This is a genomic window from Bradyrhizobium sp. DN3, from assembly GCF_041357655.1.
In the GTDB taxonomy this organism is placed as follows: Bacteria; Pseudomonadota; Alphaproteobacteria; order Rhizobiales; family Xanthobacteraceae; genus Bradyrhizobium.
Window position 1 is genome coordinate 26,999 of record NZ_JAULLN010000029.1, and the last position, 19,635, is coordinate 46,633.

General features: G+C 59.8%; 10 protein-coding genes and 5 pseudogenes. 10 read left to right on the forward strand and 5 right to left on the reverse strand.

The features are described 5' to 3' along the window. Nucleotides 1–148 precede the first annotated feature (148 nt). Nucleotides 149–844 carry an aspartate/glutamate racemase family protein gene (locus AAE027_RS32305; protein ID WP_370989983.1) on the reverse strand — a complete coding sequence of 232 codons (696 nt, stop codon included), beginning with the start codon at nucleotides 842–844 and terminating at the stop codon, nucleotides 149–151. A gap of 86 nt (nucleotides 845–930) precedes the next feature. Then, a complete protein-coding gene (locus tag AAE027_RS32310; protein WP_370989982.1) occupies nucleotides 931–2,313 on the reverse strand; it encodes an aminotransferase in 1,383 nt (460 codons plus the stop codon). A gap of 1,387 nt (nucleotides 2,314–3,700) precedes the next feature. On the opposite strand from AAE027_RS32310, the pseudogene AAE027_RS32315 reads away from it, so the two are divergent. Both AAE027_RS32315 and AAE027_RS32320 read left to right on the forward strand, forming a co-directional pair. After that, nucleotides 3,701–4,729, forward strand: a pseudogene (locus tag AAE027_RS32315) (IS5 family transposase). Between the two features lie 370 nt (nucleotides 4,730–5,099). Beyond that, entirely contained in the window at nucleotides 5,100–6,338 is a 1,239-nt protein-coding gene (locus AAE027_RS32320) for a serine hydrolase domain-containing protein (RefSeq protein ID WP_370989980.1), read from the forward strand. 600 nt (nucleotides 6,339–6,938) lie between these two features. On the opposite strand, the pseudogene AAE027_RS32325 reads toward AAE027_RS32320, so the two are convergent. Beyond that, a pseudogene (locus tag AAE027_RS32325) lies at nucleotides 6,939–7,730 on the reverse strand (transposase); the annotation flags it as partial. Between the two features lie 99 nt (nucleotides 7,731–7,829). On the opposite strand from AAE027_RS32325, the pseudogene AAE027_RS32330 reads away from it, so the two are divergent. The 7 genes and pseudogenes from AAE027_RS32330 to AAE027_RS32360 form a co-directional block, all read left to right on the forward strand. Next, nucleotides 7,830–7,999: pseudogene (locus AAE027_RS32330) on the forward strand (IS630 family transposase); the annotation flags it as partial. Nucleotides 8,000–8,216: 217 nt separating this feature from the next. Then, nucleotides 8,217–9,186, forward strand: a pseudogene (locus tag AAE027_RS32335) (IS256 family transposase). Between the two features lie 282 nt (nucleotides 9,187–9,468). After that, a pseudogene (locus AAE027_RS32340) lies at nucleotides 9,469–10,497 on the forward strand (IS5 family transposase). Nucleotides 10,498–10,820: 323 nt separating this feature from the next. Continuing rightward, on the forward strand, nucleotides 10,821–11,003 hold the full coding sequence (locus AAE027_RS32345) for a hypothetical protein (protein ID WP_370989979.1): 183 nt from the start codon (nucleotides 10,821–10,823) through the stop codon (nucleotides 11,001–11,003). Between the two features lie 20 nt (nucleotides 11,004–11,023). After that, nucleotides 11,024–12,127: an ABC transporter substrate-binding protein gene (locus AAE027_RS32350; protein ID WP_370989978.1), complete on the forward strand. Its 1,104-nt coding sequence runs from the start codon at nucleotides 11,024–11,026 to the stop codon at nucleotides 12,125–12,127. 125 nt (nucleotides 12,128–12,252) lie between these two features. After that, nucleotides 12,253–13,338 carry an ABC transporter ATP-binding protein gene (locus AAE027_RS32355; RefSeq protein ID WP_370990010.1) on the forward strand — a complete coding sequence of 362 codons (1,086 nt, stop codon included), beginning with the start codon at nucleotides 12,253–12,255 and terminating at the stop codon, nucleotides 13,336–13,338. 19 nt (nucleotides 13,339–13,357) lie between these two features. Further along, nucleotides 13,358–15,130, forward strand: a complete 1,773-nt coding sequence (locus AAE027_RS32360) for an ABC transporter permease subunit (protein ID WP_370989976.1) — start codon at nucleotides 13,358–13,360, stop codon at nucleotides 15,128–15,130. 385 nt (nucleotides 15,131–15,515) lie between these two features. On the opposite strand, the gene AAE027_RS32365 is transcribed toward AAE027_RS32360, so the two are convergent. Beyond that, nucleotides 15,516–16,985, reverse strand: a complete 1,470-nt coding sequence (locus tag AAE027_RS32365; protein WP_370989975.1) for a M81 family metallopeptidase — start codon at nucleotides 16,983–16,985, stop codon at nucleotides 15,516–15,518. Nucleotides 16,986–17,411: 426 nt separating this feature from the next. Between AAE027_RS32365 and AAE027_RS32370 the strand changes: the two genes are divergently transcribed. Next, nucleotides 17,412–17,684: a zinc-binding metallopeptidase family protein gene (locus AAE027_RS32370; protein ID WP_370989974.1), complete on the forward strand. Its 273-nt coding sequence runs from the start codon at nucleotides 17,412–17,414 to the stop codon at nucleotides 17,682–17,684. Between the two features lie 461 nt (nucleotides 17,685–18,145). Here the strand turns inward: AAE027_RS32370 and AAE027_RS32375 are convergent, their stop codons facing one another. Beyond that, nucleotides 18,146–18,643 (reverse strand): hypothetical protein, encoded by a 498-nt coding sequence (locus tag AAE027_RS32375; protein WP_370989973.1) that lies wholly within the window; start codon nucleotides 18,641–18,643, stop codon nucleotides 18,146–18,148. Nucleotides 18,644–19,635 lie beyond the last annotated feature (992 nt).

Genomic DNA, 19,635 nt, shown 5'->3' on the forward strand with positions numbered 1-19,635 from the left:
TTGTTTTTCTTCATGTTTGCGCGCCACTAGTAGTCTCGCCTTTGGCGGCGGCGCGCATGCCCGCACCGTTGATCTCATCTCGGGAAATTATGAGGCGCCTACTTGCTTCGTCTCAACGTACGTTGTTGCAGTTAGCTCGGCAAAAGCCTCAGGCAGCGGACGCGAACGCCATCCGGCAGAGCGTGTTGACGTCGTAGATCGGCAGCCCTGTGAGACTGCGCATTTCCGTGGCCACCGCTGGAAACCCCGTGCATTCGAACAGGAGCGACGCGATCTCCGGATGTGCAGCGCGGAGTCTCAAGATGCACTCCCTGACATCTTCCTCAATTTCGGCGGTCGTGGTCGGTACCGGCGGACGGCGCATCTCGTTTCGCCACAACGCGCCGCCTTCAATACCGCCGATCACAACTCTCGCCCTATCTTCCGGATTTTCGATCTCGAGCAGATCTTCGCCCAGGTGGGTCGAATCGGCTGTGAGGACCGCGAGTTTAGCAGGCCTCGGAAACTGGCGAAGCAATGTTGGCAGCAGCAGCAGGCTTGAAAGCACTACCGGAACTGTTACTGCCGCAGCTACGGCCGCTTGATGCCGCATAAAGAAGCCGCAGTTGGCGCTGATTGCGACAGCGCCTCGTTCAACCAATCGCTTGGCGGCTGCGATACAGGCGGGCTCGAGCGCTGCATTGCCGCGAACAACGGCATCCGCCCAGCCCCCTTCAACCGTTTCCTCGATCACCGGAAAGTCGAAAGTAGCAGGGTTCAGCATGTTGCCGAGCCTCGGCTTCGGAGGCGAAGGCCCTCGTTCGAGATTCATGATTCCGAGAGAGCGCGCCAATTGCGTTTTCATTTCTGGCTCCGAAAAGAGGTGTAATTTGATGCGGTGTGCAAGTCGCACGCCGCCCCGGGATTGTTTGGCTCAGGACTTCCGTCGTTTCAAGCGATACCCAACGCCGGAATGCGTTCTATAGTGAGCGTCAAGATACGCCGCATTCGTTCGATGATCTCGTGGACCTGGTCTTCTGTCACGATCAAAGGCGGACAGAGGGCGAGTGTATCACCAATGGCGCGCAGGACGAGACCTTGATCATGGGCGATTTGCATTGCCAATGCACCGACGCGGCCCGGTTCCGAGAACGGACGCTTCGAGGTCTTGTCAGCAACCAGCTCCAGCGCAGCAAGTAGACCCAACCCGCGTACATCTCCCACGAACGGGAGTTCCGCTAGCTGCCTCAGTCCATTCTGAAATGGCGCTTCCAGTCTCGCAGCATTGCCGATCAGATCGCGCTCCTCGATAATCTTCAGATTTTCCAACGCAACGGCCGTCACGACGGGGTGGGCCGACGCAGTGTAGCCATGACCGAACGTGCCAATCTTGTGGCTATTGTCCGCGACTGCATTGTAGATCGCTTCGCCGAACAAGACTGCACCGAGAGGCATATAACTCGATGTGATCTGCTTTGAGACAGTTATGATGTCCGGAGAAAAGCCGTATTTCTTGAACGCGAACGTCGTGCCAAGTCGGCCGAAACCGGTGATTACTTCATCAGCGACCAGCAGGATGTCATACTTGCGACAAAGAGCTTCGATGCCGCGCCAATAGCTCTGCGGGGGTGGAAAAACGCCACCGCCACCCATCACAGGCTCGCCTATGAACGCCGCAATGGTTTCCGGCCCCTCCCGCAGTATCGTATCTTCAGCTTCGACCAGCAGGCGCTGAGTGAACTCGGCTTCAGTTTCGCCGTCTCTTGCGAAACGGTAATAGTGCGGACATGTCAGATGCAGTACTGGAATGGCGGGCAGGTCGAAGTCCCTGTGGTTGGTCGGCAGGCCGGTCAGGCTTCCGGCCCCAATCGTTATGCCGTGATAGGCCTTCTGACGAGCCAGAAATTTCTTCTTTCGGTGGCGACCCAAGGCATTGTTCATGTACCAGACAAGCTTGATTACCGTGTCATTCGCTTCTGACCCGGAATTCGTGTAAAATACTCTTGTTAGCCGCGGGTCAGCCGCCATCTCGATCAGCTTGTCAGACAAGCGTATCGACGGTTCGTGTGATTTGCTGAAGAAGATATGGTAGAAGGGCAACTTCTCCATTTGTTTCATTGCGGCTTCAGCTAATCGCTTTTCGCTGAACCCGACGGCAACCGACCACAACCCGGCCAAACCCTCAATGTACTGCTTGCCATTAGTGTCGTAGACATAAATTCCCTCGCCCCGCTCCATGATGAGCGGCCCCGTCCTTTCCAGAGCGCGGGCGTCCGTGGATGGGTGAAGTGAAGTTGCTAGATCGATTTCGACCAGCGAATTTGATTTGGTCATCTCAAACCTCTGAGATCAATTGAACTACTGATGGGTGCGGCGATCTCTCGCATTCCGCCTCATGGTTCCGAATGCCATCGGGCATGCATCGAAGCGCCCCGGTAGTTCTAAGGTTGGCTGCTTTTCGAAGTTTAGATGTTAGACTTAGGAGCACGCCTTTATTGTGCTGTTTGACGTTGTTTCCGCAGATTTCATGCATCCCGACACATTAGGTGTCGAAAAACCGCGATGAGCTACGGATCTTTAGAGTTTGGGCGACGTGGACAAGTCGAATGAGGCGTGCTCGGAGGATACCACCTACGGCCTAGCCGCGCGGCAGCAGATCGTTGGCTGCCGCAGAGAGAAGATCGTCGGGCCGTGCGATAGGTCGCGGGCCGCATGTTTACGCTCTGCCTACAGCCCACCATCAAATGCCGCCTCACTGGACTTGGAGGGGGCAAGCCATGGACGTGGATCGCGACATTGAGGCGCGGCGGCGTCATCGTGCTGAAGGACCGCCAGGTGCTCCTCGAGCGCTATGGCCTCGGGCGCACAGCGAAAGACCATTCGTTATGATCTCCTAGGATGGGATTCTCGGCACATACTCTAACCGATTTGCGCTGGCCGCGGCGGACCAATTACCCGGTAGGCAAATGGGCTTGGGCGAAAAATCCCTCGTGTCCACCGGCACGCTGCTCACGTTCCGTGATCGGCAGGCGTAATTTTACATCGTAATCTCAACGACATGCGAGTTTCGTTGTCTATTCAGTATGGCGCGCCATTTCCTGGGTGGCGGCGGGCTGTGCGCGGTCTCAGCCGCGCAAATCCTGGCTCGTTCGCAAGAGGGCGCCGGCGGCGGGAGCAACTGGCGATGCAGGAGCAGTTTCCATTTGGAGGCGACCCGAAACCGGGCGATCTCCTGAGCATCTCTGTAGTCGTTGCAGCGAATGAGGCCATCCCTAAGGAGGTATTGCCCGAGATTTGCGCTAGGACGAGCCTGTGCGGCGAGACACTCTTAGCACAGCGGCGCACAAAAGGTTTAACTCCGCGGCAGCGATCAAGATCGCGTCGCCCGGCGCACCGCTACAGATCGAATGAGCCTCGCAAAACCAACGAGTCAATAGATGGCAGTTCGCGGAGCCGTAGAGCTGACCAAGGCCGAGAAATCGAGGAGCCGTTTTAGATCTGAGTCAGCGGACAACATCGAAATCGTGCTGTCTTGGAGAGACGCAACGTAAGCTGTCGTCCGTGAAGAACCTCCCAAGCGATTGAGCGGGAGTCGGTTTTTGGAGCGGAACGAGGTTTGAAATTCAAGTTTTTTAGGTTCGAAGGCCCAAATGCTTGCAATTTCATTTTTGCGATTCCTCGAATCGAGGATCGTGATTCCGTGGTCACATCGGAGGGGACGATGCGCCCCAAGGAACGAAGGGACAACGGACAAGGCGATCTTCTGCGCTCGCGGCTGGACGCGATCATCGGCATGGACTATGCCCTGGTGAAGCTTGCGCGGACGACTGGTCGTTCCTTGAGGAACGGTTCCGCGGGGTCTACGAAGACAAGCTGGGTCGGCCGCCGCTGCCGACGCGGCTGATGGCAGGGCTTGCCATCCTCAAGCACACCTACGACCTCTCCGACGAAGTGCTGTGCGAGCGCTGGGTGGAGAACCATATTACCAGTTGTTCTGCGGCGAGGAGTTCTTCCAGCACCGCCTGGTGTTCGATCGCTCCTCGCTGACCCGCTGGCGCCAGCGCATGGGCGAGGAGAAGCTGCAGGCGCTGCTGCAGGAGAGCCTTGCGGTCGCCACCAAGATCGAGGCGATCAAGCCGGCCGACCTCAACCGGATCATCGCGATACCACGGTGCAGCCCAAGAACGTGATGTTCCCGACCGACGCGCGGCTTCTGAACCGGGCGCGCGAGATCCTGGTCCGGCTTGTAAAAGCAGGGGCTGACGCTGCGGCAGTCCTATGCGCGGGTGGGCAAGTTCGCGCTGATCAACATCAGCGCTATGCCCATGCCAAGCAGTTCAAGCGCGCCAACCGAGCTTGAGGACGCTCAGAACCTATCTCGGCCGCGTCATCCGCGACATCACCCGCAAGATCGAAGGCCGCACCGGCTTGCGCTGGCGCTGGCGCGACGGGTGCTTGAGCAGAAGCGCCACCCGACTACATGGTGTTCATCTCAGGGCAGAAGCGGCGGGTGACGCCCAAGATCAAACGCGAGGTGCGCCGCCGCTAGGCCATCGAGCCGGTCATTGGCCATCTCAAATCCGAACACCGGATGGGCCGCAACTATCTCTGGCACCGTCAAGGTGATGCCGCCAATGCCGTCCCCGCCGCCGCCGGCTACAACTTCCGTCGCCTCTTCCGCTGGCTCGGGCTTTTGCTGCGCCAAATCCTCGCCCAGCTCATCCTCCGACTTCAGCGCGTCCCGAACTGAAGTCCGGGTCCTTCACGGACGACTAAGCTGGTCGGCCCCACATAGCCGAAGGCCTAGGGTGATAGCACGCTCGACGGGCCGATCGTTGGTTCGGGCGCTCGAGGCTAGCTTAGGGGCACCAACTGGCGCACATTACCGATCGGGCGCAATCTGAGAGCCTGCGCGAACGAACCGGACCATGAGGTTGTTGGCGTCGGCAGCAATGCGTCGTGCCATCTCGATCACTTGAAGACCTCGAACATCTCTTGCGTTGCTTTCAGAGGCTCGACGGGCTTTCGTACAAAAACCTCGCATGCCACTTATCTTTTGCAGAATTTCGGCATGGGTGGCGCTACATCACGGAAATCGGCTTTAGTGACTCGATAAGTTCTTGAAGCGTTACATCGCTAACAACGAAAGAAACCCAGCAAGGAGAGAAACGATGCGCGGGGTGGAGAATATGAACGCGACCGCGGCCGCGTCAGAGGACGCCGCCCTGCCGCGGGGTGGCGCGGCGATGTTGCGATGGACCCCGGATCAGCAGATCGTCGGCTGCCGCAATAGAGAAAAGATCGATCCGGTCCGTGCGATAGGTCGCGGGCCGCATGTTTACGCCCTGCCTGCAGCCCTCAATCAAATCTCGCCTCACTGGTCTTGGAGGGGGCAAGCCATGGATGTGGATCGCCACATTGAGGCGCAGCGCGTCTCCGGCGTCATCGTGCTGAGGGACCGCCAGGTGCTCCTCGAGCGTTATGGCCTCGGGCGCACAGAGAACGACCGTTGGACCTCCTACTCCGTCGGGAAGTCAGTCACTTCGATCCTGATCGGCGCGGCAATCCAGGACGGCTACATCAAAAGCATGAATGCGCCGCTCACCGACTACATCCACGAGCTCAAAAGCAGCGCCTATGACGGCGTGACCGTTCGCCAGCTCTTGACCATGACCTCGGGGGTGAAGTGGAATGAGGATTACACCGACCCGAACTCGGATGACGCCCTGCTGCTGTCGGCACCTTTCATAGACGGGGTCGATCCCGGCATCGCCTACATGCGCCGCCTGCCGAGGGCCGATCAGCCCGGGGCCAAGTTCGACTACAAGACCGGCGATTCCCATATCGCCGGGGTCTTGGTTTCCAAGGCGGTTGGCAAGTCGATGTCAGAGTACCTCTCAGTCAAGCTCTGGAGGCCCTTTGGGATGGAAACTGACGCGTTCTGGGCGGTAGATTCAGCCGGCCAAGAATTAGGTGGCGGCGGCTTCATCGCGACCCTGCGCGATTACGCCCGCATCGGCCAATTTATGCTGGGCTGTGGCAAGGCTGGCGGCGTCCAGGTGCTGCCGCGCGAGTGGCTTGCCGACGCAACCCGCCCCCATATCACCTTCTCACCCACAAATAAAGGCGCGACGGGCTATGGTTATCACTGGTGGATTTACAGGGAGGCCTACGCGGCACTGGGCCACTGCGGCCAAGCGATCTTCGTCTATCCGAAGGACAAGGTCGTGATCGCCATCAACTCTGCCTGGCCTGAGCCCAACCTTCCCGAGTACGGGCAGGCCCAGGCTGCCTTCGTCGAGGCTCTGCACGCTTCGGCTGTAGCGCAGCCTCGCGGCCCTGCGCGCATTAGCTGGTAAAGGCGGAAAGCAGGATCCTGGCGCTACGGTTATTGTCTTGCTGGTCCCCAAGGCCGATAGCCGTCTGAGGCCGCTTGGGGCTGAGAGAGCTACTTCCACCTGATGTTCGGACTGGCCGGGCGACGGCGCAACTCGCGTTTGATCTAGGGTATCACGGGCTGCTTCTGGCCAGCATTGAAGCCCGCATAGCCTTTGTCGAGGACGATAGTGCAGCGAAAGGCCGTTCACCTGCCTCTAGAACAATCGCCAAGCTGACTGCATCGAAGGGGATTCCCAAAATTAGCTGTGAGCTGATTCAAACTCTCCGCCGGGGTCGGAGGCCGGCAGGCATATCGAAGGCTCTTTCGCTGGATCTTCGGGTTAAGTCTCGGCTGGGTCAAGACAGGCGCATCGCACCGCGAGGCAGTCGAGCGCTTTGGGGTGAGCGCGGCAAGTGGCCGTGCGGTGGCCGCAAATGCGGCCAGCCTTGACCGCCCCCTGCGCGCGGCGGCTGCGCGATCGGTGGCCGGGACGGAAAAATGGCCCGCAGCGCGGCCGAACAAAAGAATGGACTTGCGGCGATCTCCGCAATCGTCATCTCGGCAATTGAAAAACTTGCTTGTCCATCTCATCTGTCGTGCGCAAGTGATCCCAATGCTCGGCAGGAAAGTCGTAGAAGGCCAGCAGCATGTCGCGATCCTCGACCAAGCACTCGACCGTCCGTCCGTATTTGGCCCCGTATTTCTCGGCGAAGACATCGATCGCCGCTTCTGCGGACGCCCGGTTCGGCGCCCAATGGACCTCGCGCAGATCCTTCTTCATGGTGGCCTGCACCGAGAGCGGGACCTTGTCCTCCAGGACGTTCACGGTCTTATGCTCCCAGCATCGCTGGTGCCGTGTGCCGGGAAAGACCGCACCTTCCAGCCGAGCGCACCATCACCGAGAATTTCCGGCGCGATCTCCAACCCGCCCTGCTTGAATCGATCAGGAGCTCACGCCAGCTTTGCGCGCTCTCCCGCACGCCGACCTGAAAGCCGATAAGTTCCTTCTTGCCTTCCGCCGTCGCGCCGATCAGCACCAGCATGCACTCGCCCTGGTCTTCCATGGGGGCCTGCAGGAGGACGCCATCGGGCCCACACGTCAGGTACCGCGCGCCGACAGATCGCGCCTCCGCCAGCGCTCGTACTCGCCTTGCCACTCACCCCCTCAGCCGGAAAAACCGCGGGCGACAGTTTGAGCGCGTCCTTGCCCAGCAAGTCCGTCAGCGCCTCCTGGACACGCTGGTCGAGATGCAGGCCGATGCCGGTCGCAATTGTTCGCACCGGGCGGTAGCCTGGGCGCGTCCCTCCTAGTCAGTGGATTGTCGATCGCGTCGGGCTGACGTAAACAGACAATGTTGCTAGTCTCGTTCATGGTGTATCGCTCTCCTTGAGAGATTCTGGCAGGCTCGATACCAGCCTCGATACGCCGCCTATCTCAGACCGTCATCACCCACTTTCCCGCATAGCTTGCCCCGACTTCAATCCGATCGAGAACGCCTTCGCTGAGCTCAAAGGCTCTTGCGCAAGGCCGCGGAAAGAACGGTCGACGGACTCTGGACCGCGATCAGCCGCAGCATCGGCCGCTTCACACCAAGCGAATGCCGCAACTACTTCATCGCCGCAGGATACGCTGCAACATGATCGGCGGACGCTCTAATTCATGGGCGACAGCACAGCGAAGGCAAACAAAAGAGGGCACGCGCCGGTCGTGTCCCGAGGAGTGGTGTAGCCGCTAGCGAAGCCGCTCGCGACGCGCGCCCCACATAGCGCCGTAGCGAGCGAGCGGCTTTGCGGGCGGTCACCGATGATTCGTCGGTAAGATTTGGATTGCGACACCAACCTGATTCGAGAACCACCGATGACCGACGACATGATGAACCTGCGTGCGCTCCCCAGATGCCGATCTGTTGCGCGAGATGATCGGTTTTGCCGCCCAGCGGCCGATGGAGCTCGAGGTCGGGCCCGACGGGGGGCCGCTTATGGCGAGAAGAGCCTGGAGCGCCTGGTCCAGCGCAACGGCTACCGCGATCGAAGCTGCGAGACCCCCGCCGCCATCGTCGAGCTTAGCATTCCCAAGCGGCGCAAAGCGTCCTAGGGCGATTGGCGCTATCTGTGGATCGACGCCATCTATGTGAAGGTGCACCCAAGCAGGCGCATCGTCTCGTCCGCGTTGATCATCGCGGTCGGGGTCAACAGCGGTGGCCGCCGCGAGGTACTCGGCATTTACATCGGCCCGTCCGAGGCGAAGACGTTCTGGACCGCGTTCCTGCGCACGCTGGCGCGGCGCTTGCGCGGCGTCAAGCTCGTCGTCTCCGACGCCCATCATGGGATCAAAGCCATGGTTGGAAAAGTTCTCAACGCCACCTGGCAGCGCTACCGCGTCCACTTCATGCGCAACGCGCTGGCGTATGCCGGCAAGAGCGGGCGGCGCGTTGTGCCCGCCTTCATCGCCCCCGGCTTTGCCCAGATGATGCGAGGCGGCGCTGGCGCAATAGCGGCGCATCGCCGATCAGCTACGCCCCAAACTGCCGAAGCTCGCGGCCTTCCTCGATCAGGCCGAGACCGACGTGCTGGCCTACATGAGCTTCCCGGCCGCGCACCGCGCCAAGCTGCACTCGACCAATCGGCTCGAAGGGGTGAACGGCGAGATCAAGCGGTGAACCGAAGTGGTCGGCATCTTCCCCAATGCCATCACTCGTCTGGTCGGTACCATCCTGCTTGAACAGAACGACGAGTGGGCGGTCCAGCGCGGCCGCTACATGACACTGGAAACGGTCGCGCCGTTGGACGATGATCCCGCCGTCAGCTTCCCGGCAATCGCCACCTGACCGATCCGGCCCATGCCGGCGAATGCGGTGTCCCGCAATCAGTTACACCACGCCACGGACACGATCCACGCGCCCACATATTGAAGATAGCGCATGCTTGCTCATGCAGTAACTCGTCGTCCGTGAAGAACCTCCCAAGCGATTGAGCGGGAGTCGGTTTTTGGAGCGGAACGAGGTTTGAAATTCAAGTTTTTTAGGTTCGAAGGCCCAAATGCTTGCAATTTCATTTTTGCGATTCCTCGAATCGAGGATCGTGATTCCGTGGTCACATCGGAGGGGACGATGCGCCCCAAGGAACGAAGGGACAACGGACAAGGCGATCTTCTGCGCTCGCGGCTGGACGCGATCATCGGCATGGACTATGCCCTGGTGAAGCTTGCGCGGACGACTGGTCGTTCCTTGAGGAACGGTTCCGCGGGGTCTACGAAGACAAGCTGGGTCGGCCGCCGCTGCCGACGCGGCTGATGGCAGGGCTTGCCATCCTCAAGCACACCTACGACCTCTCCGACGAAGTGCTGTGCGAGCGCTGGGTGGAGAACCATATTACCAGTTGTTCTGCGGCGAGGAGTTCTTCCAGCACCGCCTGGTGTTCGATCGCTCCTCGCTGACCCGCTGGCGCCAGCGCATGGGCGAGGAGAAGCTGCAGGCGCTGCTGCAGGAGAGCCTTGCGGTCGCCACCAAGATCGAGGCGATCAAGCCGGCCGACCTCAACCGGATCATCGCGATACCACGGTGCAGCCCAAGAACGTGATGTTCCCGACCGACGCGCGGCTTCTGAACCGGGCGCGCGAGATCCTGGTCCGGCTTGTAAAAGCAGGGGCTGACGCTGCGGCAGTCCTATGCGCGGGTGGGCAAGTTCGCGCTGATCAACATCAGCGCTATGCCCATGCCAAGCAGTTCAAGCGCGCCAACCGAGCTTGAGGACGCTCAGAACCTATCTCGGCCGCGTCATCCGCGACATCACCCGCAAGATCGAAGGCCGCACCGGCTTGCGCTGGCGCTGGCGCGACGGGTGCTTGAGCAGAAGCGCCACCCGACTACATGGTGTTCATCTCAGGGCAGAAGCGGCGGGTGACGCCCAAGATCAAACGCGAGGTGCGCCGCCGCTAGGCCATCGAGCCGGTCATTGGCCATCTCAAATCCGAACACCGGATGGGCCGCAACTATCTCTGGCACCGTCAAGGTGATGCCGCCAATGCCGTCCCCGCCGCCGCCGGCTACAACTTCCGTCGCCTCTTCCGCTGGCTCGGGCTTTTGCTGCGCCAAATCCTCGCCCAGCTCATCCTCCGACTTCAGCGCGTCCCGAACTGAAGTCCGGGTCCTTCACGGACGACTAGCTCACGCGTTCGACAGCATGAAAGCTTCGCACCGTGCGCGCAAGGCGCGGAATTTCGGCCTTGTAGCGTCCAAAATGAGGAAATTCTGCCTGAGCGCTCGGTAATATTACTTGAGCGCTCGGCAATATTACAAGAGTGGGAAACTTCCGGAGCGCAGTCTTTGGATGTGGAGGAAACAATGAGCCTGTTTGCTAAGCTGCAGGCGCTTCATGCAGGCGACATCGTCCGTTCGCGCAGTCGGCGCGCTGTCTTCCGTCAGTAGCCGAGTATCGGCCCAATCCTCACGCGAGCTTACGAGTGGCGTTAAGCGGCGGCAATTTTGGCAAGGCCCTCGTCGAAGATTATGTGAAGCCTTTCGAGGCCAAAACCGGGGTTACTGTAACTCAGATAACGCAGCATATGGACGCCGCCCGGATCGCGACGATGGTGCAGGCGTACAATGTTACGGCCGATTCGGTTCTTACAACCGTTACCAATTGAAACGCGAGAGGGGACAAATAATGAGCTTTTCGGTGAACCGCAGGCTATTCATGCACACCATGTCGACTGCTCTGGCTGTAGGCGCACTCTCTTCCGTGCCGAAGCGGGCGTCAGCGAAATCGGACGAGTTGAGGGTGGCGTTCGCCGGCGGCAACTTCGGCCAAGCCGTCTCCGACGCTTACGTGAAGCCTTTCGAGGCGGCGACGGGGATCAAGGTGACCCAGATCACGCAAGACCTGGATGTCGCTCCAATCGCCGCAATGGTGAAGGCTAAAAGCGTAACGGTCGACGTTGTCCTGCTCAGCCAAGTCTCGGCCTTCACGCTGGCGAAAAATGACAATCTCGAGAAGATCGATTATTCGATCTACAATTCTGGAGAACTAGGAGCGATCGAACAATACTGCAAGCAGCCCTACGGTTTCGGTTGTTGGATTTATTCCATGAATTTGTGTATCAATGGTTCCAAATTCCCCGCCGGCAAGCCGAAGCCCAATAGCTGGGCAAATTTCTGGGACGTCAAAAACTTTCCTGGCGTCCGCGCCCTCAGGACGGGCCAGTACGGTTCCCTAGGTCCGTTCGAGGAGGCCCTTATCGCGGACGGCGTCAATCCGAACGCCGTCTATCCGATGGATATCGACCGTGTGTTCGCTAGCCTAGACAAGATCAAACCTCACATCCGCAAGTGGTGGCTGAATGGCTCCGAGATCCTGCAGATCATGAGAGACAACGTTGCGGATATGGTGCAGGCCTACGACGGCCGCGCGCAGTCCCTGATCGACGCAGGACAGCAAATCGAGATCGTCAGGAATCAGGGCAAGCTGGCTTGGGACAACTGGATCATTCCCCGGGGGGCGCCCAATCTCGAGAACGCGCAGAAATTCATCGAGTTCAGCTCGCACGCCGAACGGCAGGCGGCGTTCTCCCAGCTGTTCGCGCTCGCCCCAAGCAACCGCAACGCCTACAAGCTGATCCCGGAGGAAGTAGCTCGCAAGCTTGCTACCCACCCCGATTACCTGCCGGGCAGCTATTTCATCAATGTGGACTGGTATGCCCAGGTCGGGCCGGACGGCTTGTCGAACTCCGAGCGGCTGATCCAGCGCTGGAACGAGTGGATTCTAAAGTAAGATCCAGCTCGTCAGATTGGCGGTAGGTCCGTCGATAGCCTCGCATGCGAATGCAAGCCGCCATATTCTCGGCGCCCGGACCATTGGCGGCGACATTCTTGGCAGAATCAGGACGCGTCATGAACATGCACACCAAAGATCCCGTCCTGCCGCTTGCGGAGTCGGAAAAGGGTTTCGCCTCCGCTCAAATCGAATTTCGCGACGTCACCAAAATGTATGGTGCGATCGCTGCTGTCAAAGATTTGTCCCTGACAGTGCGCAGCGGCGAATTTCTGACAATTCTCGGGCCAAGCGGCTCCGGGAAGAGTACCGCGTTGATGTTGCTCGCCGGGTTCGTCGCGCCCACCAAGGGCGATATCCTCATCGCAGGCAGATCCGTCGCCGCAGTGCCGTCCTACCGGCGCGACCAGGGCATCGTTTTCCAGAGTTATGCGCTTTTCCCGCATCTCACAGTGCGCCGGAACCTGGAATTTCCACTCGAGATGCGTGGCCTGAAGGCTGCGGAGAGGGCGGCCCGGGTCGAACGGATGCTCGATCGCGTGCATCTCAAAGAGTTCGGCGCACGCATGCCTTCGCAGCTTAGCGGCGGGCAGCAGCAACGCGTGGCGCTCGCCCGAGCGCTCATTGCCGACCCGCCGATCCTCCTGCTGGACGAACCGCTGGGCGCACTCGACCGCAATCTTCGGGAACAGATGCAGGTGGAGATTAAGGGCCTCCACAAGGAGTTCGGCAAAACCACGATCTGCGTCACGCACGATCAGGAGGAGGCGCTCACGCTATCAGATCGAATCGTCGTCATGCGCGCCGGACGGATCGAGCAGACCGACACGCCGGAAGCTCTCTACGACCGGCCAGCGACGCGGTTTGTAGCGAACTTCCTAGGAGAGGCGAACGTCTTCGAAAATCCAGAACTCATCGTTGAGGCTGATCTCGCGCAGCCTCCAGGTACGGTGGCCATGATACGACCGGAGCGCATCGGCATCGCCGATCCCTCAAGTCCCAAACGCTCCGACGCTGGCCTCCGCCAATCCGTAGCTGGCGTCGTGGACGATGTGATCTATGCCGGTCCGTACCGCAAGTATCGAGTGCGGATTGGCACCCAGTCACTCGTGGTGCGCGAACACGTGACGTCAGGGCAGCAGACCTTCTCGCCGGGCTCGCCGGTCCGTCTCGACTGGCTGGATTCCGATATCCGCTTCGTCGCAGCTTGATGAACCGAAGGCAGCGCGGATGAAGACCCTTCATAAGTGGGCGCGCATGCCGATCGGGCTCACCGTTCCGGCCCTTGCGATCCTTCTTTTCGCCTTCGGCATCCCGATGCTCCAGCTCTTTTTCACGAGCCTCAACGCGCCAAATCTATCCGTGGCGAACTACAGGGACTTCTTCCTGCATCAGTCGAACGTCACTGTCCTGCTTCAAACGATTGAGATCAGCGTTGTCGCCACGGCGATATGCCTCGTTCTCGGATATCCGATCGCCTATCTGATTGTGGCAGCGCCGAAACGCCTCAAGGTCGTTCTGACAGTTCTCGTGTTCATTCCTTGGCTGACCAGCGGGCTGGTACGCACCTATGCATGGACAATTATCCTCGGCGACCATGGCCTTATAAATAATCTGCTGCTCAACACGGGGCTGATATCTAGTCCATTGCAACTGCTCTACAACCGCTTGGCTGTCTATATCGGCATGGTGCACATCATGCTGCCGATGATGATCCTGCCGCTTCTCAGCGTGATGCAGGGCATCGATAAGTCGCTTTTGGCGGCGGCCCGAAGCATGGGGGCGCAACCCCTTGCCGCCTTCTGGCGCGTGTTCTTCCCGCTGAGTCTGCCCGGCGTTCGCAGCGGATCGTTGCTGGTCTTCGTGGTCTGTCTCGGATTCTACATCACTCCGCAGGCGCTGGGCGGGTTGCGCGATGCTATGCTGTCGACGTTCATCGTGGCCCAGGTGCAGACCTCCTTCAATATCGCACGAGCGGCGGCCTCGGCCTTCATCCTCCTCGGGATCGCAGTGGTCATCCTGTCCATTTTCGGGCTCGATCTTTCCGCCGCCCATAGAGGCGCTGCCCGGTCTGCGGAGGACACTTGGAGGCGGCGGCTTCCCTCGTTCGGGGCGCTTTCCAGGGGCATGAAGGAAGTACTGATTCCCTACCGGGCCAATCGCTGGGCCTCACAGCTCTATATGGCCGGAAGAAACGGCCGCTGGTCGGAGACTCTCGGTGCAGCGTATGCCGTCCTCTTTATGATCTTTCTGCTGTGCCCCGGCGTGATCGTGATCATCATGTCGTTCAGCGCCGGCGAGTTTCTGGAGTTTCCGCCATCGGGACTCTCGCTTCAGTGGTACCGGTCTTTCTTCGGGGATTCGTCTTGGACGGAAGCGGTTTGGAACAGCGCCCGGATCGCCTTTCTGGTCGCCCTTCTCTCGACAGTCGTGGGGACCCTTGCGGCATACGGACTCAGCCGAACGTTCCCGCGACTTCGCGCCTTCCTGACCATGGTGATCCTGTCGCCCATCACTTTCCCCGTCATCGTGGTCGGCATCGCGATCTACTTCGGGCTGGTCAAACTTGGCCTGATCGGAACATTGGCCGGCATTGTCCTGGCGCACAGCATCGGCGCGATTGGCACGGTCGTGGTAATCGTGGCGGCCACCTTGGCGCAATTCGACCGGCGCCTTGAGCAGGCCGCGCAAAGCCTCCGTGCCGGACCGCTGCAGACGTTCTTGAGAGTGACGCTCCCACTGATCAGTCCTGGAATCATCGGTGGCGCGATGTTCGCATTCATCCATTCTTTCGATGAGGTCGTCATCACCTCCCTGGTGAGTGGCTTCTCGTTGCGCACCCTCCCGTTGAAGATGTTGGAGAACATTCGGCAGCAGATCGATCCCACGATCGCCGCCGTAGGAGCGCTTTTGACGTTTCTGCCGGTCGTCTGGCTGATCGCCCTCTACTTCATGTGGTGGCGGAAGAGACCGGCTTCGCAGCACCTGGAGCCCGCAACCTGAGGGGATGATTCGGGCCGCCCTTTCGAGGAGCGGCCCGAGGCCGCTGCGGCATGATAACGCCAACGGGACTGATACGATGACGATCAGCAAAGGACAGCAGATGCAAGTCGTGCGTCTGCCTCCCAGCCGGCCATTTGCGCTGGACGCTGGAACAGCAGATCATCGGAAACCGATCGAGGGAGAAGATCCGCAAAGTGAGACGCGGGGCGCAGGTTCATCCGCTGCCCCTCGCCGTCTGGCAGATTTCGCCAACCTGGACCTGGAATGGTCAGACCTTCGGTGTGGATCAACACTGACTCACGCGGGCATTCGCCTCCAGGTGCTGAAATTCGTTCGACATGGGTCAAATTGAACGCTGGGGAGGCTTCTGTCCGAGCATTCTTGCTCAAAGGATAAGACCGGGGGTAGTCGATTCGTCGAGTGGCCAGATCGGGCGCCTGACGCGCGTGTAGGGAATTTTCCGGTAGTCACACCGCAACGGCCCGTCGCTGTCTACATAAATCACCTTCTTGGCGATCGGGCCATAGCCCGCCATGAAATGGTTATGCGACTTGACGACCACCGGTTTCTTGGCCAGCGGCTCGATGCCGACATTCCGGAAGAGCTCAAGACCCAAACCCTGCCTCCTGGTACTGCCAAGCACGACGTCGACGCCACCCATTCGCACTCCGGCGCAGTCACCGAGCGAGTACCGGGTCGGACCGAAGCTCTGCCAAGCATCGCGCTTCAGTCCGACCACGGTTACCATGGCATCGATCGGCTCGCCAGAGGTGGGGGCGACCTTGCCGCCGAAGCGCAGCGGAAACTCGGCGCCCTCGCCCGCCTCGAAGCAGAGCCTCACCGCTATCGGATCCCACACGGGCCCAAGTGCAGCGCTCTCGACCTGGCGCTCTATGAGGCGGCGCAGGATGCTCGTGTTGTCGGAGGGCGCGCCGCCGCCGGCGTTGTCAGCGGGATCCGCCATTACGATTGGCGAATCATCGAATTCGACGGCGGCGCTGATCCCGTCATCGACGGAATAATATCGCGGCTCGGTCTTGCCGCGCATCGAGACGAACTCCTCGCCGATCTTAGTGGCGAGCGTATCCGCCATAGACTTGTCCTTGTCCATGACAACGAGGATGCGGCCCGACAGCTCCGGGACGTCGCCAAGGGAAAAGCCATGACAGATCGAGATCGAAAGTACGCTCGCCTTGGCTTCCATCGCCTTTATCCGATCGACGAAGCTGCGCATCAGCGGCAGGGTCGTGGGATAGCTCCCTAGCTGCCGACAGTCATAGAGCGACATGACCGGCTTCACTTGTCCGCGCACCGTTTTCAGCACGATGTCGAGCAGCTCTTCGGCGCGCTCCACGACATCAGTGTGGGGATATTCCTTGTAGAGGACGATGACATCGGCGAGTTTGACGCGCTTAATCGTCAGATGGCAATGCGAGTCGAATTGGACGCCGACCACGCATTTCGGGCCAACGAGAGCGCGCACGCGCTCCAATATGTCGCCTTCGACATCGTCACAGCCATGCGCAACCATAGCGCCGTGAAGGCCCAGCAGAACACCATCGAGAGGCAGCGCCGCCTTGAGTTGGCCCAGGATTTCATCACGCAAGAACTCGTAGTCAAGCCGATTCATGGTGCCGCCAGGCTGAGCTTCGAAGCAGCTGCCCTCGATCAGTGTGAAGCTCTCGGCCGCCGCACTCCGGCGCGCCACCCACAGCGGCGCCGTGGATAACAGCGGCGCATCTTGGGGATGTTCGCCCGGCCGCAGAAACACGCCGTCCTTGAACGCTTCGAGGCCGGTCGGGAGAGGGGAGAATGTGTTTGATTCCGTGGAAATCGTAGCGGCGAACAAGCGCATCGACGGGACTTTCCTCGTTTTGGCTCAAGAAACGCTTTCTTAGATCCGTTCAGTGCTTAGAACGTCGGGGAGGCGCCTAATGAATGGATCACCGCACCCGACCGCAGCTCCTCTGGAATGGCATTGATCGTAATGCCGGTCGATAGCAGTCAAAAACAGCATATCTTGTTGTTGACTGATGAAATTCCGCGTACAGGCGCCTTTTTTGATGTATTTCACCGTCCCGGTCTTTCGGATCAATCACATCAAAACCGGAATAGCTGAAACCGGTGTCGTCGCACTTATCCAGGGTGAAGGCGGAGATGGCCCGACGATCGGCTTCAGGGCTGACATGGATGCTCTGCGCATGCTTGAAGGTTCGACAAGCCTTGGTCGTCTGAGGCGCCCGGCAAGAAGCACCGATGTGGACATGACGGTGACACAGCCATGCTGCTGGGCACCCCGAAATATCTTGCCAAGACACGCAAGTTCAAGGGCTCGGTTGCTTTGATCTGTCAGCCGGCGGAAGAAGTGCTCCCCTCGGGCAAGGATGGTCCAGGAAGGTGTCCTGAACCGCTTCGACATCTCTCAGGTATATGCCATACACAACACGCCTGGCTGGAAGTCGGTAAGTTCGGCATTTGCTATGGCCTGATTCTAGCCTCGCTTGACCAGTTCGACCTTATTGTGACGGGTAACCATGCAGCCAAGCCGCATTGACCATCGATCCAATAGTTGCAGCACAGATCATCGTCGGCCTGCAAACCCTTGTTTCTCGCAGTGTCGACCGCTTGAGCACTCGTGCTCTATGCGGTCGGCCTACAATGTCGTTCCAGATCACGCAGAATTGGCCGGCGACCCAAGCAGTTCGACGGGATCGAGGGTGCGGTATGTCTCGCGCAGACGCCGCTCGATCGCTCGTGCAAGTTTCGGATGTGATAGCGCACGTTCGTACCGTGTGGCCGGCGGATGATAGCGTTTGATGGCCTTGCGCCCTCGCGACGCTTCTCCTTGAGCTAAACGCTGGAAGAAGCTCACGTGCAGGCGCCCGCCGCGTAGAGACGTGCCGTCACGCGCGCTGGCTCGACCCAATCGAAGCGCCCGTAGGCGACGTCGGGCCACCGCGCCGTTCGTCTGTTCCACGAAAGCCTGATCGTTCTTCTTGTAGGCGCGGGACTGGGTTACCTCGATCTTCTGTATTCGGCACCCGGAACAACAACGTCGTTCATGAACGCACTGTCGTTATCGAAGTCGGCGCCGCGGATCAGCAATGGGAACAAACCCCGCGCTCGCTTCATCGCTTCGACGACGAGACTGCCATCGCGAGCCACCAGAGGCATGCATTCCGTCCATCCTGTCGCGATATCCACCATCGTCAGCGTCTGGATGGACGAACCGACGACATTCGTCCCGCCGTGCGCGACCATGTCGATCTCGCAAAAGCCCGGCGGCGGGTTCGCCCAGTCGTTGAAGATTCGGATCGGCACCTCGCGTCGAATCGCTGAGTAGAAATCCGATCCCGCCCGCCGGCGACCACCCGCTGCCGCAACTCTAACCTCGATTAACATCCCATCAATCGTGGCCGCGCTCACCGATACCAGCAGGGCACGCTCTGCGCTCGTCAGCTTCAGCCCGGCATGCCGCTCGAGTGCGGGCAACAGCGCCGGGATCATCGCCACGGGCGCTAGCCGCAGACGCGATCGGAGACTTCCAACAGCGCGATCAGCACGTCGCGACGCTGGCGTACTTGCGCCGCCGCTGCTTGTAAGCTCGGCCGCGCCGGTAGCTTCTCACCCAATGGCAATCCGGCCCTGTTCCTCCCAACAGTCGGTAATGCTCGCAACGCGTGCTTGCGATGCCACCCCGTCGTTGCTATCAACTCATCAAGGATGCGTCCCTTTTCAGCTCGCCTTGCCGTTCGATAGCGCTCCGCCACCGCCGACACCACCTCCCTCGCGCGCCCATGCTGATCCTTCCCGCCTTCGGCGACACCAATCGATTCGGCGAGCCGCCCCAGTCATCGGCAGGGATTGTTTAGTAACATCCCGGGTGAGGCAATGCGCCTTCTCCGAGACGCGGAGTATCGGGCCCCACCGCTTCTGGACGAGAACACGCTACAGATACTGGCCCGCCAGCTTGGCTATGATGGACCCAGAATCGTGGAGTAGCGTGGATGGGTCCCCCGAACGCGGCAAGCTCAGTTGAACTCAAGATGGCAGGAACATTCTTGCGGCATCGCGCTGGGCACGACTTTGCGCGTGCCGGTTCGATTCTTTCTAGCAGCTCACTGTTGTTTTGGTGTAGCGAGACCTGACGGAGTGCGGCGCCGAAAAACTCAGCCGTGCACCACGCACTGTTGTGCTAACGCCTGCTTTGCCCGCTGAAGACTTTGCGTGGTCCGGCCAAGTGTCATCGGCGGTACCCATTTGCCTTACTTCACTTCTTTCGATGAGGTTGTCGAAACGTCGCTGGTGAGCGGAGTCTCGATTCGCACCCTGCCTTTGAAGATGCGGGAAAACGTACGCCACGAGATCGATTCAAGAATTGCCGCAATAGCATCGATACTGATGCTTCTGCCCGTGGCTTGGCTAATCGTTCTCTACATCACTTGGTGGCGGTCAAAGTCGACAGCTCCGGGCGCGCTTCTAAAGACCGCGATTTGAGCGCCGGG

Excerpts from the sequence above, each read along its gene's own strand:
- AAE027_RS32360 (WP_370989976.1), top strand. The coding sequence starts at position 13,358 with ATGAAGACCCTTCATAAGTGGGCGCGCATGCCGATCGGGCTCACCGTT.
- AAE027_RS32310 (WP_370989982.1), bottom strand. The coding sequence starts at position 2,313 with ATGACCAAATCAAATTCGCTGGTCGAAATCGATCTAGCAACTTCACTT.
- AAE027_RS32355 (WP_370990010.1), top strand. The coding sequence starts at position 12,253 with ATGCACACCAAAGATCCCGTCCTGCCGCTTGCGGAGTCGGAAAAGGGT.
- AAE027_RS32350 (WP_370989978.1), top strand. The coding sequence starts at position 11,024 with ATGAGCTTTTCGGTGAACCGCAGGCTATTCATGCACACCATGTCGACT.
- AAE027_RS32370 (WP_370989974.1), top strand. The coding sequence starts at position 17,412 with ATGCTGCTGGGCACCCCGAAATATCTTGCCAAGACACGCAAGTTCAAG.
- AAE027_RS32305 (WP_370989983.1), bottom strand. The coding sequence starts at position 844 with ATGAAAACGCAATTGGCGCGCTCTCTCGGAATCATGAATCTCGAACGA.
- AAE027_RS32365 (WP_370989975.1), bottom strand. The coding sequence starts at position 16,985 with ATGCGCTTGTTCGCCGCTACGATTTCCACGGAATCAAACACATTCTCC.